This window comes from Belnapia sp. F-4-1, assembly GCF_000802185.1.
Classification (GTDB): Bacteria; Pseudomonadota; Alphaproteobacteria; order Acetobacterales; family Acetobacteraceae; genus Belnapia.
In genome coordinates this window covers 1,369,815-1,384,762 of the sequence record NZ_KN676113.1, presented here as the reverse complement: position 1 = coordinate 1,384,762, position 14,948 = coordinate 1,369,815, and the positions used below count along the sequence as shown (strand labels likewise).

Below are 14,948 nucleotides of genomic sequence, written 5' to 3'. Positions count from 1 at the left end.
GCTAATTGCCATCCACGCGGATGTTGCCAGACTTGACGACGCGGCCCCAGGTTTCGGTGTCGCGCGCCAGGAAGGCGCGGTACTCGGCGATGGACAAGGGCGCCGGATGCAGCCCCGCCGCATCGAACCTCGCCGCCACCGCCGGATCGGCCAGCACATTGCGGATTGCCGCCAAGAGCGTGTCGAGCACCGGCTGCGGCGTGCCGGGCGGTGCCGCGAGGCCGTACCAGTTCTCCGCCTCGTAGCCCGGCACCGCTTCGGCCGCGGCCGGCGTCTCCGGCAGCAGCGGCCAGCGTCCGGGCGAGGTGACGGCCATCGCCCGCGCCTGCCCGCCCTTGATGAGCGTCAGCGTCGCCGGGTCGCCGAAATAGGCATCGACGATGCCGGCGGCGAGGTCATTCAGCGCCGGGCCGGTGCCGCGATAAGGAACATGCACCATGGCGAGGCCCGACATCTGCTTGAACAGCTCGCCAGCTAGGTGCTGGCTGGTGCCGATGCCGCCCGAGGCCCAGCGGATCTCACCGCGGCGGCCGAGCGCCATGAACTCGACGAGTGTTCTCGCCGGCAGGGCGTTGCGCACGGCGAGGATGAAGGGCATGCGCACCAGCCGCGTGACATGCGCGAGGCCCATCGCGTCATAGGGCAGCGTGCGCAGATGTGGCCCGGCCGTCGTCGTGCCCGCGCCGGTGAGGGAGAGGGTGTAGCCATCCGCCGATGCCCGCGACATCGCCTCCACGCCGATGACGCCGCCCGCGCCGCCGCGGTTCTCGATGACGATGGTCTGGCCGAGCTCCCGCTGCAACGGCTCCGCCAGCAGGCGCGCGGTGAGGTCGACGCCGCCGCCGGGCGGGAAGGGGACGACCATGCGGATCGGCCGCACGGGATAGCTCTCCGCCCGGGCTGGCAAAGCAAGACCCGCCGCGATGATGGCTCTGCGCCGAACCCCCTGCCGCATCGCATGCTCCATCGCTGCCCGATGGAGGCTAGCACAACCCGTGCCGGCGCAAAGCCCAGGGGCCTGGCTACACCACAGGCTGCACCTGCCCAAGCGGTGGGCAATGCCCGCCGGTTTGGCCAAGCCGCGATTTATGTTCCACACTCGCCGCGCAAGGCGGAGGTGCAGCATGAAGCGTCGTGATCTCATGGCCCTGGCGGCCGGTGCTTCGTCCCTGGCATTGGCGCGGCCCGGCGTGCTGCGCGCGCAGGGGACGCCGGGCGCGACCTCCGTGCTGCGCTTCGTGCCGCAGTCGGACCTGACGCTGCTCGACCCGGTGTTCAACACGGCGCTGGTGACGCGCAACCATGGCATGATGGTCTATGACCAGCTCTACGGCCTCGACGCCAACTATGTCGCGCAGCCGCAGCTGGTCGAGGGCCATGTCATCGAGGATGGCGGCCGCACCTGGCGCATCACCCTGCGCGAGGGCCCCACCTTCCATGACGGCACGCCGATCCTGGCGCGCGACGCCGTCGCCAGCATCGACCGCTGGACGAAGGCGGATGTGCTCGGCCAGAACATCCGCGCCATCACCGATGAGATGGTCGTCGTCTCGGACCGCGTTTTCCTGGTGAAGCTGAAGCGGCCCTTCCCGCTGCTCGCCACGGCGCTGGCCAAGCCCTCCTCCTACTGCCCGGTGATGCAGGAGCGCTTCGCCCGCAACCCGACCTCGACGCAGGTGACGGAAATCGTCGGCAGCGGCCCGTTCCGCTGGGTGGCGAACGAGCGCATGGCGGGCTCGCGCGCGGTCTACGAGCGGTTCGATGGCTACAAGCCGCGCAACGAGCCGGTGAGCTTCCTCGCCGGCGGCAAGGTCGCCCGCGTCGACCGCGTGGAGTGGCACACCATCCCCGATGCCGCGACCGCCGGCGCCGCCCTCCAACGGGGCGAAGTGGATTGGTGGGAACAGCCCACGGCCGACCTGCTGCCGCTGCTCAAGCGCGCCCGGGGCGTGACGGTGGCGGTGAAGGACAAGGCCGGGCTGATGGGCATGATCCGCTTCAATCACCTGCAGCCTCCCTTCGACAATCCGGCGATCCGCCGCGCCTTCCTGCCTGCCATCAATCAGACCGACTACATGACGGCTGTGATGGGCGACGACCGCTCGCTCTGGAACGACCGCTGCGGCTTCTTCCTGCCCGGGACGCAACTGGCGAGCGAGGCGGGGCTGGAGACGATGGCGGGCGCGCCGGACTACGAGAAGGTCAAGCGCAACCTCCAGGCGGCCGGCTACAAGGGCGAGAAGGTGGTGCTGTCCGTTCCGACCGACCTCGTCGCGCTGAACTCCATGAGCGAGATCGCCGGCGACATGTTCCGCCGGGTCGGCATCAACCTCGACTACCAGGCCTCCGACTGGGGCTCGGTCGCCAGCCGGGTGATGAACAACCGCGACGGGCTCGACAAGGGCGGCTGGAGCGCCTGGTGCAACTATATCCCCGGCATCATCGCGCTGAACCCGGCGACGCAATCCTATGTGCGCGGACCCGGCCGGGCCGGCACCTCCGGCTGGCCCGACCTGCCGAAGATCGAGGCGCTGCGCGAGCAATTCCTCGCCGCCGATGGTCTTGCCGAGCAGAAGCGCATCACCGAGCAGATCCAGCTCCAGGCCTTCGAGGACGTCCCCTACCTGCCGACCGGTGCCTACACGCCGCCCACCGCCTTCCGCAGCAACGTCACCGGCCTGATCGAAGGCTTCCCGCTGTTCTTCAACCTGCAGAAGTCCTGACCCCATGCCGCTCTACGACGACCCCACCGCTCGGCCGGACAGCACCGTCAATGTCGGGCCCAAGCGGATCTACCCGACCTCGGGCGACCATCACTGGCAGGAGATGCGGCCCTTCGAGGCGCCGCGCGGCGACCCGGACTGGCACGAGATCCACCTCTATACCGACGCCATCTCCTACGCGCCGGGCGAGACGGTACGGTTCCACGGCAGCACCAATGCGGCGGAGTGGCGGCTCGAGGTGGTGCGCGACGGGTTGAACCCTACCACCGTGTACCGCGAGGACGGCCTGCCGGGCCAGGCAACGCCGATGCCGGAGGGGGCCTACGAGAAGGGCTGCGACTGGCCGGTGCTGCACAACTGGACGCTGCCGGCCGACCTGCCCTCGGGTTTCTACCTGGTCGAGTCCAGCGTCGCGCGGCGGCAGGGCGGGCGCTTCGTGCAGCACCACTTCTTCGTCGTGCGGCCCGCCCTCGGCGCGCATCCGGGGCGGGTGCTGCACCTGCTGCCGACCTGCACCTACACTGCCTACAACGACTGGGGTGGCGCCAACCACTATGGCGGCAGCCACGGCCCGGAGCGCAACGCGATGTCGCCGCTGCTGAGCCTGCAGCGGCCCTGGACCCGCGGCATGGTTAAGCTGCCGGAGAATGCGCCGCGCATCTGCGCGACCGTCCCCGAACCGATGATGCCGCTGCGCTATGACTTCAAGGAATGGTCCTACGCCAACGGCTTCAGCTACTACTACGCTGCGACCGGCTGGGCGCAGTACGACCGGCACTTCGCCGTCTGGGCCGAACGCGAGGGCTATGCGCTCGACACCATCACCCAGACCGACCTGCACCTGCGCCCGGAGCTGCTGGACGGCTATGCCTGCGTCGTCGTCGTCGGCCATGACGAGTACTGGACGCGGGAGATGCGCCTGGCGATCGAGAGCTATGTGGACAGGGGCGGCCATTTCGCCCGGTTCGGCGCGAATTTCACCTGGCAGGTCCGGCTGGAGGAGGAGGGCAGGCGGCAGGTCTGCTACAAGAGCAATGCCCACAGGATGGACCCCATCCGCGCCACCGGCGACGATGCGCGCCTCACCAGTGCCTGGGAGGACCGGCACGTGCGCTGGCCCGGCGCCACCACGGTCGGGGTCAACGGGCTCGGCGGCACCTATGCGAATTGGGGACGCTTCACCCCGCGCGGCAGCCGCGGCTTCACCGTCTACCGGCCGGAGCATTGGGTCTTCGCCAACACCGACCTCAGCTATGGCGACATCTTCGGCGCCGAGGCCCGCATCTTCGGCTACGAGGTGGACGGCGTGGACTACACCTTCCGCGACGGCCTGCCCTATCCGACGGGCATGGACGGCACGCCCGACAGCGTCGAGATCCTCGCCATGACGCCGGCGGTGATGGGCGAGGCGCCGCTCGAGGGCTACACGCTCCGCGCCTATGTCGGCGCGCATGACTGGTACGAGAAGGCGGAGATGATCCACGGCGTCGCCGATGAGGAGACGCTGGCGAAGTCCTACCATGGCTCGGGCATGATGGTGTCCATGCGGCGCGGCAAGGGCGAGGTGCTGACTGCCGCCAGCTGCGAATGGGTCATGGGGCTCAAGCGGAGCTGCGCCTATACGCAGCAGGTCACCCGCAACGTCCTCCACCGGTTCAAGGCGGCGGCGCTGCCGGACGGGCAGGGAGCATAGACGGGGGCGGCGCATCGCCCCGGGGCGAGGCAGGCCAGGCAGCGCCGCCGCGAGCAGGGCCTCGGCAGCGCCACAGGTGCCGCGGCGCGCTTACCAGCGGTAGCTCAGCGTGGCGTAGACCGCGCGGCCCGCACCGTAGCTGCACGAGTTGTAGGTGTAGCATGCACTGACGGGGGTCTCGTCGGTGAGGTTGACGGCGTTGACCGCCAGCCGCCATTGCCGCCAATCCGCCCGCGCCACTGCATCGAACAGGGTGAAGCTCGGGACGTGGAATTGCGGCGAGCTCGCCGCAGGGGCGCCGTTGCCGAGCGTGTTGCCGATGTAGCGCATGCCGCCGCCGAGGGTGATGCGCAGCTCCTCCGTGACGCCGAAGCTGTAATCCGCCCAGAGCGCGCCGGTATGGGCCGGGATCGCGGCCGGGCGCATGCCGAGATTGCCGGTGGTGGTCTTCGTCACTTCCGGGTCCTGCGCGGTCCAGGCGGCAAGGATGTTGAGCGCCGGGGTCAGGGCGAGGCGCGCCTCCAGCTCCAGCCCCCGCACCCGCACCTCACCGGTCTGGATCGAGAAGGTCGTGTTCGCCGGGTCGGCGGTCAGCACGTTCTGCTGCGTCAGCTGGAACAGCGTGGCGGAGTAGAGGCTCGACCGGCCGGGCGGCTGGTACTTGATTCCGGCTTCGAACTGCTCGCCGGTGGTGGGCGCGAAGGTGCCGCTGCCACGGGCCGGCGAGAGCGTGCCGATATTGGGCAGGAAGGAGGTGGCATAGCTGAAATAGGGCGAGAGGCCGAAGTCGAAGGCGTAGAGCAGCGCGGCGCGGCCGGTGAAATGCGCATCACGCTGGCTGGTATTGGCATTGGTGCGGTTGTTGCGCGTGGCGGTGTCGGCGAAGTCCTGCCGGCCGGTCAGGGTCAGGTACCAGCGGTCCAGCCGTATCTGATCCTGGAGGTAGAGGCCAATCTGCTGCATGGTTTGGTTGTTGGAGGCGGTGAGCGGCAGCACCCCCGGCCGGTAGCCGTAGCGCGGGGCGAAGACGTCGAGCGCGCCGGCCGCCGCCGAATAGGTGCGCGCATGCAGCCCCTGCACGCGGTAGTCCAGGCCGAAGAGCAGCGTGTGTTCCAGCGGGCCGGTGACCACGCGGCCCTCGGCCTGGTTGTCGATGGCGAAGGTCCGGTAGGTCGGGTTCTGGTAGGAGGCGACGCGGGCGATGCTGCGCTGCTGGTTCGCCGGGCTGAAGCCGTTGCCGTAGATGGAGGCGTAATCCAACTCGTGATAGGTGCCGCGAAGGTTGGACCGCAGCGTCCAGTCCTGGTTCAGCCTGTGCTCGATCCGCGCCCCGAGGCCGTATTGCGAGCGGTGGTAGCGGTCCCAGCCCGGCTCGCCGGTGGCGCGGTCGCGCGGGATGGTGCCGTTGCGGTTGTAGAGCGCGGTGCCGAAGGCGGGCAGCCATTGGCCGGTGATGCCGGCATCGTCCCGCATGTAGCTGGCGAGGAGGGTGATGGTGGTGTCGCCTGTCGGTCGCCAGGTCAGGGACGGGGCGAGGTAGATGCGGTTGTCGCGGCCGCCCTCCACATAGGTGTCGGCATCGCGGACCAGGCCGTTGAAGCGCCAGAGCAGGGAGTTGCCCTCGCCGATGGCGCCGCCGACATCGAACATCCCCTGGATGCGGCCGAAGCTGCCGCCCTGGATGGCCATCTGGTTGACTTGGCCAGGATAGGGGGCCTTGCTGACGCTGTTGATGATGCCGCCGAGATTGCCCTGCCCGTAGAGGCCCGAATTGGCGCCCCGCAGCAGCTCCACGCGCTCCATCCCCCAGGGCTCGATGCGGAAGCTGTGCGCCGTGACCGGCACCGGCACGCGGAGCCCGTCGAGGTAGATATCGGGGGTGAAGCCACGGACAGTGCCGTATTCCCCGCGGAAATCGGAAAGGATGCCCTGGCCGCTCGCGGTGTAGCCCAGCACTTCGCCCAGGTTGCGCGAGTTCTGCAGGTCGATCTGCTCGCGGGTGACGACGGTGACGTTTTGCGGCGTCAGGATCAGCGGCGTGTCGGTCTTGGTGGCGCTGGCGCTTCGCTCGGCGGAAATGCCCTGGACGGGTCCCGTCGCGGTCTCCCTCGTGCCTTCGATGCGCAATTCGGGCATGGCCAAGGCTCCGTCCGGCGCCGGCTGGGAGGTCTGCGCCCGGGCCATGGGAGCGGCGAGGGCGAGGCTGGTCGCCAGGAGGGAGACCAGCCTGGTGCGGTCAGGCAAAGGGGCAGCGGTCATGGCGGTTCCGACGAAGGCACTCCGGGCAGCCCCCGGCGGGCACCCTGTCATCGCAATTGCAATTGATTCTCAATATCAGCAAGTCCCCTGAGGGCGGCGATCTGGCGGGCGGAGCGGCACGCACGCACGCGTGAGCCGGAGCGCCGGGCCTTGCCGTGACCCCACCCCAGCGGCAGGCTTGCCCACCACGACCAGGGCTGCGCCGCGATGTTGCTGGGCCTCGATCCCTTGCTCACCCCCGACCTTCTGCATGCGCTGGCGAGCGCCGGGCATGGCGACCGCATCGCCATCGTCGATGCCAATTTCCCGGCCGCCGCGAATGCCCGGCGGCTGATCCGCCTGCCCGGCACGGATTCCGCGGTGGCGCTGCGGGCCATTCTCTCCGTCCTGCCGGTCGATGACTTCGAACCGGACCCGGCCCTGGTGATGGAGGTGGTCGGCGATCCCTCGGCCATGCCGGAGGCCGTCACCGACTTCACCCGGCTGCTGCGCGGCGTCGCGGCCGGGCCGCCGAGGGCGGTGCCGCGGCATGACTTCTACGCCCTGGCGCGCGAGGCTTTCGCCGTGGTGGCGACGGGGGAGCGGAGGCTCTACGGCAACATCCTCGTCACCAAGGGGGTGGTGCGATGAGCCGCTGGCGGCCACAGGGCCCGCTCGGCCTGGGCGGGGCGCCGCTCGGCAACCTCTTCGCCCCCATCGAGGAGGCGGTGGCGGAGGCGGCAATCGAGGCGGCCTGGGATGCGGGCATCCGCCTCTTCGACACGGCGCCGCTCTATGGGCTGGGACTGTCCGAGCATCGCATGGGGCGCGTGCTGCGTCGGAAGCCACGGGACGAGTTCACCCTCTGCACCAAGGTTGGCCGCCTGCTGGAGGCCGATCCGGCGGCGCCCTACGAGCAGCACAGCTTCTTCGGCGGGCTGCCCTTCCGCGTGCGCTACGACTATTCGGCGGAGGCCACGCTGCGCTCCATCGAGCACAGCCTGGCGCGGCTCGGCCTTGCCCGCCTCGACATCGTGCTGATCCACGATGCGGCGGAGGACCCGCACGGCCCGGCCTGGCCGGAGCGCTTCGCCGAGGCGATGGCTGGCGCCGCCCCGGCGCTGACCCGGCTGCGGGAGGAGGGGGTGATCCGGGCCTGGGGCTTCGGCGTGAACTGCGTGGAGCCTTGCCTGTTGGCGCTGGAGCAGGCCGACCCGGACCTCTTCCTCATCGCCGGCCGCTACACGCTGCTCGACCGAGGTGCGCTGGAGGGGCTGATCCCGGCCTGCGCGGCGCGCGGGGCCAGCCTCATCATCGGCGGGCCGTATAATTCCGGGCTGCTCGCGGGCGGGAATACCTTCAACTATGCCCCCGCCCCGGCCGAGCTGCTGGCGCGGCGGGACCGGCTCGCCGAATTCTGCACGGGGCAAGGCGTGCCGCTGAAGGCGGCGGCGCTGCAATTCTGTGCGGCGCCGGAGATGGTGGCGGCTGTCATCCCCGGCGGGCGGACGCCGGCGGAGGTGGAGGAGAATGCGCGGCTGATGGCGCACCCGATCCCGCCCGGCTTCTGGGCAGCGCTGCGCGAGGCCGGGCTGATCCCGCCCGGGGCGCCGGTACCCGGCGGGTGAGGGTCGACGCCCATCACCATGTCTGGCGCGTCGCCCGTGGCGACTATGGCTGGCTGCGGCCGGAGAGCCCGATCTGCCGCGACTACGGCATGGATGACCTTCGCCCGCTGCTCGGCGACATCACCGCGACCGTGCTGGTCCAGGCGGCGCCGACCGAGGCGGAGACGCGCTTCATGCTCGATGTGGCGCGGGACTCGGCGGGGCTGGTGCGCGGCGTGGTCGGCTGGGTGCCGCTCGAGGAGCCGGGGCGCATCGGCGTTCTGGCGGCGGAGCCGTTGCTGCGCGGCCTCCGCCCCATGCTGCACGACCTGCCCGAGCCGGACTGGATCCTTCGCCCTGAACTCGGCCCGGCGCTGGAGGAAATGGCGGCGCGCGGCCTCGTCTTCGATGCGCTGGTGCGCCCGGTTCACCTGCCCTTCATCCGGGCGCTGGCGGCGCGGCACCCGCGCCTGCGCATCGTGCTCGACCATGGCGGCAAGCCGGAGATCGCAGCGCGGCGGATGGAGCCCTGGGCCGAGGAGATCACCACCCTGGCGCGCTGTCCCAATGTCACCTGCAAGCTCTCCGGACTGGTGACGGAGGCGGCGCCGGGCTGGCAGGTGGAAGACCTGCGGCCCTATGCGGCGCATCTGCTGCATGCCTTCGGTGCCGGACGGCTGATGTGGGGCAGCGACTGGCCGGTGGTGGACCTCGCCGGCGGGTATGCGGCCTGGCGGGAGGCGAGCCTCGCCTTGCTGGAGGGGCTGTCGGAGGCGGAGGTGGCGCGCATCCTCGGCGGCACGGCGGCGGAGGTCTACCGGCTGTAGACCTGCGCGACGGGCGGTGTTCACAGCCTCGCCCGGATGGGCCTAACCTGCCGGGAGGGAGGATCAGCCAATGACCGTGCAGCTCACGCCGCTTCATCCGCTCTTCGCCGCCGAGGTCTCGGGCATCGACCTGAGGCAGACGCCGGGGCCCGCCCTCTGCGACGAAATCCACCGGGCGATGGACCGCTATGCCGTCCTCGTCTTCCGCGACCAGCAGCTCGATGACGACCAGCAGATGGCCTTCGGCTCGGCGCTCGGGCCGCTGGAGCAGACGCGGGGCGTGGTCGATGTCCACAAGCAGCGGCTCAAGCACCAGCAGATGGCCGATATCTCGAACATCGACCTCGACGGCAAGCTGCTCGGCGCCGATGACCGGCGGCGGATGTTCAACCTCGGCAACCAGCTCTGGCACAGCGACAGCAGCTTCAAGGCGACGCCGGCCAAGTATTCCATGCTGCATGCGCGGGTGGTCCCGCCCGAGGGCGGCGACACCGAATTCGCCGACATGCGCGCCGCCTGGGACGCGCTTCCCGCGAAGATGCAGGCGAAGATCCGCGACATGGTGACGGAGCACAGCCTGATCTTCTCGCGCGGGCAGCTCGGCTTCACCGACTATACCGAGCAGGAGCGGCGCGACTTCGCCCCGGTGCCGCAGCGGCTGGTGCGGTGGCATCCCGGCTCTCAGCGGCACTCGATCTACCTTTCCTCGCATATTGGCCGGATCGTCGGCTGGCCGGTGCCGGAGGCGATGGCGCTGATCCGCCAGCTCCTCGAGCATGCGACGCAGCGGCAGTTCGTCTACGCGCATCACTGGCGGCAATGGGACCTGGTGGTCTGGGACAACCGCAGCACCATGCACCGCGCGCGGCCCTACGAGGACCACACCTATCCGCGCGACATGCGCCGCGTCACGCTGACGGATGTCGCGCCGACGCTCGAGCAGCAGATGGCGGCTTGAGCGACCGCATCTCGCTGCGGCACGACGCGGCGACCGGTATCGAGGCGATCGAGGCCCGCTTCGCCGCCCATGCCTATGACCTGCACCGGCATGACGAGTGGCTGGTCGGCGTCACCGAGCATGGGGTGCAGGACTTCCATTGCCGCGGGCGGCGGCAGCGGAGCACCTTCGGCCGCGTCATCCTGATCGAGCCGGAGGAGGCGCATGACGGCGAGGCGGGGGCCGATGGCGGCTTCTCCTATCGCATGCTCTACCTGCCCCGGCCCTGGCTACGCGCGGCCCTCGGCGAACCGGCGGGAAGCGAGCCGGGCTTCGCCGCGACCTTGCAGGACGACCCCTTGCTGGGCGGCGCCATCCGGGCGGCCTGCATCGCCCTCTTGCGCCCGGGCGAGCGGCTGCTGCGCGATGCGGCGCTGGATGCGGTGGTGCGGCGGCTGCGACCGCATCTCGGCCGGCCGGAGCGGGCGGCGCCGATGCGGTGCGACGACCGCCTGGCCCGGCGCGTGCGGGACCGGCTGCGGGACGACCCGGCGGCCGATCCGGGCGCCGATGCCCTGGCGCGGGAGGCTGGGGCGGCGGACCGGTTCCAGCTCGCCCGCGCCTTCCGCGCCGCCTTCGGCACCTCGCCCCATGCCTATCTGATCCATGTCCGGCTGTTGCGGGCGCGGCGGCTGCTGGCTGCGGGGATGCCGCCGGCGCTGGCGGCGGCGGAATGCGGCTTCGCCGACCAGAGCCATCTCGGCCGCCGCTTCCGCCGGGCCTATGGGCTGACGCCGGCCGCCTACCGCGCCCTTTGCACGGATGTTCCAGACGCCGGCCGCCGCCCCGGCTGAGATGCCGTCGAGGAGAGCGGCATGGTATTCGATACGAAGGTGGCCATCCTGGTGCTGGACGGGCTGGCAGTCTGGCAGAAGCTCAACGTCACGGCCTTCCTGGCGACAGGCATCGCCGGCGCGGCGCCCGAGGCGATGGGCGAGCCCTATGAGGACGCGGCGGGGCGCCAGCATGCAAGGCTGCTCGGCCAGCCCATACTGGTCTTCGCGGCCACGCCCGAGCTGCTGCAACGGGCTTGGCAGCAGGGCATCGAGCGCGGGCTGACGCGGGCGGCCTATGTGCGGGCGATGTTCTCGACCGGACATGACGCGGCGAACCGCGAGGCCTTCCGCGCCGAGCCGGCCGATGCGCCGGACCTGGTCGGCCTCGCGCTTCGCGGGCCGAAGCGGGATGTGGACAAGGCGACGAAGGGCGCGACGCTGCACCCCTGAGACGGGTCAGCGCCGCCGTTCGAGTCGGTCGAATTCCGAGGCGACCATGCCGGCCGCCTCGGCGGTGCGGGGCAGGCGGGGCATGGTCGCCAAGCGCTGCAAGGTGCCGCCCGGGCCGGCGGTGAAGGTGACGGTGGCCAGCGCGGCCTCGGCACTGGCGCGGCTCCCCGCGCGCAGCGCCTCGCTGGCGCGGCGGAGGGCGGCGATCACCACGCCCGGATCGGCAGCCGGCGCGATGCCGAGATAGCCGCGCATCTCCATGCGTGCCGTCTGCAGGCTTTGCAGTACGGCCGGGTTGATCTCCGGAGCGTAGCGCGGGTTGGTGGCAAGCTCGCTCGTCAGGAATTCGAGCTGCTCCGCCGCCACCGCCGCCTCGGCCGGCCGGCCCGCCCAGCGACCCGTATCGCCGAGGTTGCGCGGGGCATAGAGCGCCGCGCCGCGCACCGGGTCGCCGAAGCCGCCGAGATAGTTGGCGCTCGGGTCATCGGCGCAGCCGGCAAGCGCCAGCAGCAGCGCGAGCATCACGAGGCGCGGAGCCCACGAAGCGCCACGGCGATGCAAGCGTTCCGGTGCCGTTGAAACGCTACGGAGTGCAACCATGCGCGGCATCCTGCTTTGGCTTCTCGGAATCCCCATCCCGATCCTCATCCTGCTTTATCTCTTCAACATCCTCTAGCCGAAGCGGCTGATGCCGAAGACGAGGAGGGCCGCCGCGCCGAGCAGGGCGGCGGCCAGCAGCGGCGAGCCGAGGCGCGGCGGCACCGCATCCGCCGGAAGCGTCTTGCGGCCGGTGACCATCGGCCGCACCAGGTCGTGGCCCTTTAGCAGGGCGTAGGCGCCGACCGCCAGCACATGCAGCGAGGCGGCGACCAGGATGAAATTGAAGATGCGGTGGTGCAGCCCGGTCAGCCAGTCGCTCGTCTCCGAGGCGACGGATTTGGCGAGCGGCCCGTAATCCCCATAGCCGCTGTCGGCGAAGAGTCCCGTCACCGGCTGCGCCAGCAGCAGCGCCAGCAGCACCAGCACCATCCAGCCGCCGGCGGCATTGTGGCCGATCTCCCGGTCCGGCTCCGGCTTCGGGAAGCCGCGGAGGTGATGGAAGGCGGCAAGCGGCGACTTCAGGAAGCGGAAGAACCGCGCCGTGTCCGAGCCGACGAACCCCCAGGCGAGGCGGAACAGCACCAGCGTCAGCACGGCATAGCCGGACCAGTAATGGGTCTTCATCCAGCCATTCTGTATGCTGGCATAGGACAGGCCGATCAGCAGGACGATCGACCAATGGACGAGCCTGATCCAGCCGTCCCAGACCTTCACCTCCCGCATCGGCGCCTCGTCCATCCGGCCTCTCCCTGCTGATCACGCCATCCTAGCAGCGAGACCGGCGCTCGGGCAGGATGGGCCGGATGAGCATCGAACTTCTCCTCCCCTGGCGCGGCGTCGCGGCGGCGCTGGTGGCGTCCCTGGCGTGGGCCGGGCTGTTCCGGCTGCTGCGACGCGGCGACCTGGCCGGGCTCGGCGCCGGGATCGGGCTGGCGGTGGGCTGGGTGCTGGCGCTCGGCCTCGTCACCGGCACGCCGCGGCAGCTGCCGGAGCGGCTGCCGGCCCTGGTCATCGGCGGGGCACTGGCGGGCTTCGTGTTGGCGGTGGCGGGACGGCGTGGCGCGGTGGCCGTGGTGCTGGCGACGCTCGCCCTGGTTGGCGCGGCCTGGTGGCTGGCGGGCGGACCGCTGACCCTGCCCGACCTGCGCCGGGCGATGGTCGTGCTGCTGGCGCTGGCGGCGCTGGGCGCGGCGGGGCTGCTGGCGCTGCGCGGCCCGGTTGGCGCGGCGGCGGCCATGGCGTTGCTGGCGGCCGGGCTGTGGCTCTTTGGTCCTCCGGGGCCCTGGGTCCTGCTGGCGCTGGCCGGCCTGGCGGCGGCGCTCGGCGCCCTGCCAGCCGGCGGATGGGGTGTGGCGGCCGTCCTGCCGGTGGCGATCGGCCTTGCCGCCCTGGCGGCCGGGCCGGTGCTGGCGCGCGGCGGCACGGCCGATTGGCTGGTGGCGGCGGCGCCCTTCGCCGCTCTCTGGCTTGGCCCGGCGCTCGGCGGGCGGATCGGTGGCCGGGCCGGGGAGCCGATCGGCTGGGCGATGGCCGGCCTGCTCCCGCTAATGTTCGTTTGGCTACTGCATCGCACCCACTGACCCTGGGCGCCTTTCCGGGTTATGGTAACATCCGCTGGGCGGATAATGACCGATGCGACCATGGCGTGGGGCATGAAGTGGCTGGGTCTGATCGGGCTGGCGCTGGCCGCGCTGGTGGGTGGCATCCTGCTGCTGCCCGAGGCGCCGCTGCCGGCCGCCCGGCCTGTCGCCCAGGCCCTGCCGGCCCCCGCCGCACTTGCCCCAGCCGCGCCGGCGCCGCCCGCCACACCGGTGCCGGTCCGCCCGAGCTTCGACGTCGCCCGCATCGGCGCCCGGGGTATGCTGGTTTCCGCCGGGCGTGCCATGCCGGGGGCGGAGGTGGTGCTGTTCGATGGCGGGCGGGAGATTGGCCGCGCCCGGGCCGACGGCCGTGGCGAATGGGTGATCCTGCCGGCCGGGGCGCTGCCGCCCGGCATGCGGGAACTCTCCCTGACCGCCCGGCTGGCCGGGGGCGAGCCGCTCTCCTCGGAGGACTCCCTCCTGCTGCTGGTGCCCGAGCCGGCGCAGCCGCAGGCCGCCATGGCGATGCTGCTGCCGCCGACCAGCGGCAGCGCCGCCTTGCCCCGCCTGTTGCAGACCCCGGCCGATGTGGCGCCGGAGCGCCAGCGCCTCGGCCTCGATATTGTCGATTACGACGAGCAGGGCGGCATGCGCTTCGCCGGCAGCGCCCCACCGGGGGCGAAGCTGCGGGTCTATGTCGGCTCCGACCATGCTGGGGATGCGGTGGCCGATGGGGCCGGTCGCTGGAGCCTGACGCCGGACCGGCAACCCGCCATTGGCCGGCACATGTTGCGGGTGGATCAGCTGGCTGCCGCCGGCTCCGTCGCGGCCCGGATCGAGCTGCCCTTCCAGCGCGAGGTCATCCCCGATGACCTGCTGCGCGACGGCAGGCTGATCGTCCAGCCCGGCTACAGCCTCTGGCGCATCGCCCGCCGGGTCTATGGGCGCGGGCCGCGCTATACGGTGATCTACGCCGCCAACCGCGACCAGATCCGCGATCCGCACAGGATCTACCCCGGTCAGTTGTTTGCAGTGCCGGAGAGCGGCACGAGCGCCGAATCCAGCCGGTCCAGATAGGGGTCGAGCTCGAGCGCGAAGCGAACCATGGCGGCGACCAGCTCCGTCGCGGTCGGAGGCTCCGACAGCGGCGCCGAGGCTTCCAGCATCACCCGGTGATCCGGCAGCAGCCGTGCCTTCCAGCCCGGCGGAAGGCTGCCGGGGAGGGAGGCGATGGCCTCGAAGGCACCGGGCCGGCCCGCTCGCGCCTCGGCGGTGGAGGGCACCCGGGCGGCGAAGGCGGCGAGGTGCACCTCCTCCCGTGTCAGGGCCGCCTCGCAGCGCCGGCCGCGCCAGGCAAAGCGCATGGCAGGGCGCAACCCGGGTGCCCGGGGTTGCAGCGTGCCGTCCCGTTCGACAGCGAAGGGACCGAGGGTGAGGTTTGGCATGCGCACAGCTTG

The 14,948-nt window shown here is 71.2% G+C and carries 15 protein-coding genes; 10 read left to right on the top strand and 5 right to left on the bottom strand.

Going from position 1 to position 14,948, the window contains the following annotated elements; all coding sequences use genetic code 11:
- Nucleotide 1 precedes the first annotated feature (1 nt).
- Nucleotides 2-880: a tripartite tricarboxylate transporter substrate binding protein gene (locus tag LH62_RS06725; protein WP_052213814.1), complete on the bottom strand. Its 879-nt coding sequence runs from the start codon at nucleotides 878-880 to the stop codon at nucleotides 2-4.
- A 244-nt stretch (nucleotides 881-1,124) separates the two neighbouring features.
- On the opposite strand from LH62_RS06725, the gene LH62_RS06720 reads away from it, so the two are divergent.
- A complete protein-coding gene (locus LH62_RS06720) occupies nucleotides 1,125-2,723 on the top strand; it encodes an ABC transporter substrate-binding protein (RefSeq protein ID WP_043360112.1) in 1,599 nt (532 codons plus the stop codon).
- A gap of 4 nt (nucleotides 2,724-2,727) precedes the next feature.
- Nucleotides 2,728-4,416, top strand: a complete 1,689-nt coding sequence (locus LH62_RS06715) for a N,N-dimethylformamidase beta subunit family domain-containing protein (protein WP_052213811.1) — start codon at nucleotides 2,728-2,730, stop codon at nucleotides 4,414-4,416.
- A gap of 90 nt (nucleotides 4,417-4,506) precedes the next feature.
- On the opposite strand, the gene LH62_RS06710 is transcribed toward LH62_RS06715, so the two are convergent.
- Nucleotides 4,507-6,675, bottom strand: coding sequence for a TonB-dependent siderophore receptor (locus tag LH62_RS06710; protein WP_052213809.1), 2,169 nt, complete (start codon nucleotides 6,673-6,675; stop codon nucleotides 4,507-4,509).
- Between the two features lie 207 nt (nucleotides 6,676-6,882).
- Here LH62_RS06710 and LH62_RS06705 point away from each other — a divergent pair, with 207 nt between their 5' ends.
- The 6 genes from LH62_RS06705 to LH62_RS06680 all read left to right on the top strand — a co-directional run bounded on the left by LH62_RS06705 (nucleotide 6,883) and on the right by LH62_RS06680 (nucleotide 11,311).
- Complete coding sequence (locus LH62_RS06705) at nucleotides 6,883-7,305, top strand: RbsD/FucU family protein (protein ID WP_043360109.1); 423 nt, start codon at nucleotides 6,883-6,885, stop codon at nucleotides 7,303-7,305.
- Nucleotides 7,302-8,282 (top strand): aldo/keto reductase, encoded by a 981-nt coding sequence (locus LH62_RS06700; protein WP_043360108.1) that lies wholly within the window; start codon nucleotides 7,302-7,304, stop codon nucleotides 8,280-8,282. Before LH62_RS06705 ends, LH62_RS06700 begins: the two co-directional genes overlap by 4 nt.
- A complete protein-coding gene (locus LH62_RS06695) occupies nucleotides 8,279-9,088 on the top strand; it encodes an amidohydrolase (RefSeq protein WP_043360106.1) in 810 nt (269 codons plus the stop codon). Before LH62_RS06700 ends, LH62_RS06695 begins: the two co-directional genes overlap by 4 nt.
- A 70-nt stretch (nucleotides 9,089-9,158) precedes the next feature.
- The gene (locus tag LH62_RS06690) at nucleotides 9,159-10,046 is read left to right on the top strand and encodes a TauD/TfdA family dioxygenase (RefSeq protein ID WP_043360104.1); all 888 of its coding nucleotides are present in this window, start codon (nucleotides 9,159-9,161) and stop codon (nucleotides 10,044-10,046) included.
- Complete coding sequence (locus LH62_RS06685) at nucleotides 10,043-10,879, top strand: AraC family transcriptional regulator (RefSeq protein ID WP_043360102.1); 837 nt, start codon at nucleotides 10,043-10,045, stop codon at nucleotides 10,877-10,879. Before LH62_RS06690 ends, LH62_RS06685 begins: the two co-directional genes overlap by 4 nt.
- Before the next feature lie 21 nt (nucleotides 10,880-10,900).
- Entirely contained in the window at nucleotides 10,901-11,311 is a 411-nt protein-coding gene (locus tag LH62_RS06680) for a DUF2000 domain-containing protein (RefSeq protein WP_043360100.1), read from the top strand.
- 6 nt (nucleotides 11,312-11,317) lie between these two features.
- Here the strand turns inward: LH62_RS06680 and LH62_RS06675 are convergent, their stop codons facing one another.
- The gene (locus LH62_RS06675) at nucleotides 11,318-11,836 is read right to left on the bottom strand and encodes a hypothetical protein (protein WP_201445438.1); all 519 of its coding nucleotides are present in this window, start codon (nucleotides 11,834-11,836) and stop codon (nucleotides 11,318-11,320) included.
- 147 nt (nucleotides 11,837-11,983) lie between these two features.
- Nucleotides 11,984-12,649 carry a cytochrome b/b6 domain-containing protein gene (locus LH62_RS06670; protein ID WP_043360098.1) on the bottom strand — a complete coding sequence of 222 codons (666 nt, stop codon included), beginning with the start codon at nucleotides 12,647-12,649 and terminating at the stop codon, nucleotides 11,984-11,986.
- A gap of 65 nt (nucleotides 12,650-12,714) precedes the next feature.
- Here LH62_RS06670 and LH62_RS06665 point away from each other — a divergent pair, with 65 nt between their 5' ends.
- Entirely contained in the window at nucleotides 12,715-13,491 is a 777-nt protein-coding gene (locus LH62_RS06665) for a hypothetical protein (protein ID WP_043360096.1), read from the top strand.
- A 72-nt stretch (nucleotides 13,492-13,563) separates the two neighbouring features.
- Nucleotides 13,564-14,568, top strand: coding sequence for a LysM peptidoglycan-binding domain-containing protein (locus tag LH62_RS06660; protein ID WP_043365309.1), 1,005 nt, complete (start codon nucleotides 13,564-13,566; stop codon nucleotides 14,566-14,568).
- On the opposite strand, the gene LH62_RS06655 is transcribed toward LH62_RS06660, so the two are convergent.
- Nucleotides 14,511-14,936 (bottom strand): hypothetical protein, encoded by a 426-nt coding sequence (locus tag LH62_RS06655; RefSeq protein ID WP_144404404.1) that lies wholly within the window; start codon nucleotides 14,934-14,936, stop codon nucleotides 14,511-14,513. The genes LH62_RS06660 and LH62_RS06655 overlap by 58 nt on opposite strands.
- Nucleotides 14,937-14,948: the final 12 nt, after the last annotated feature.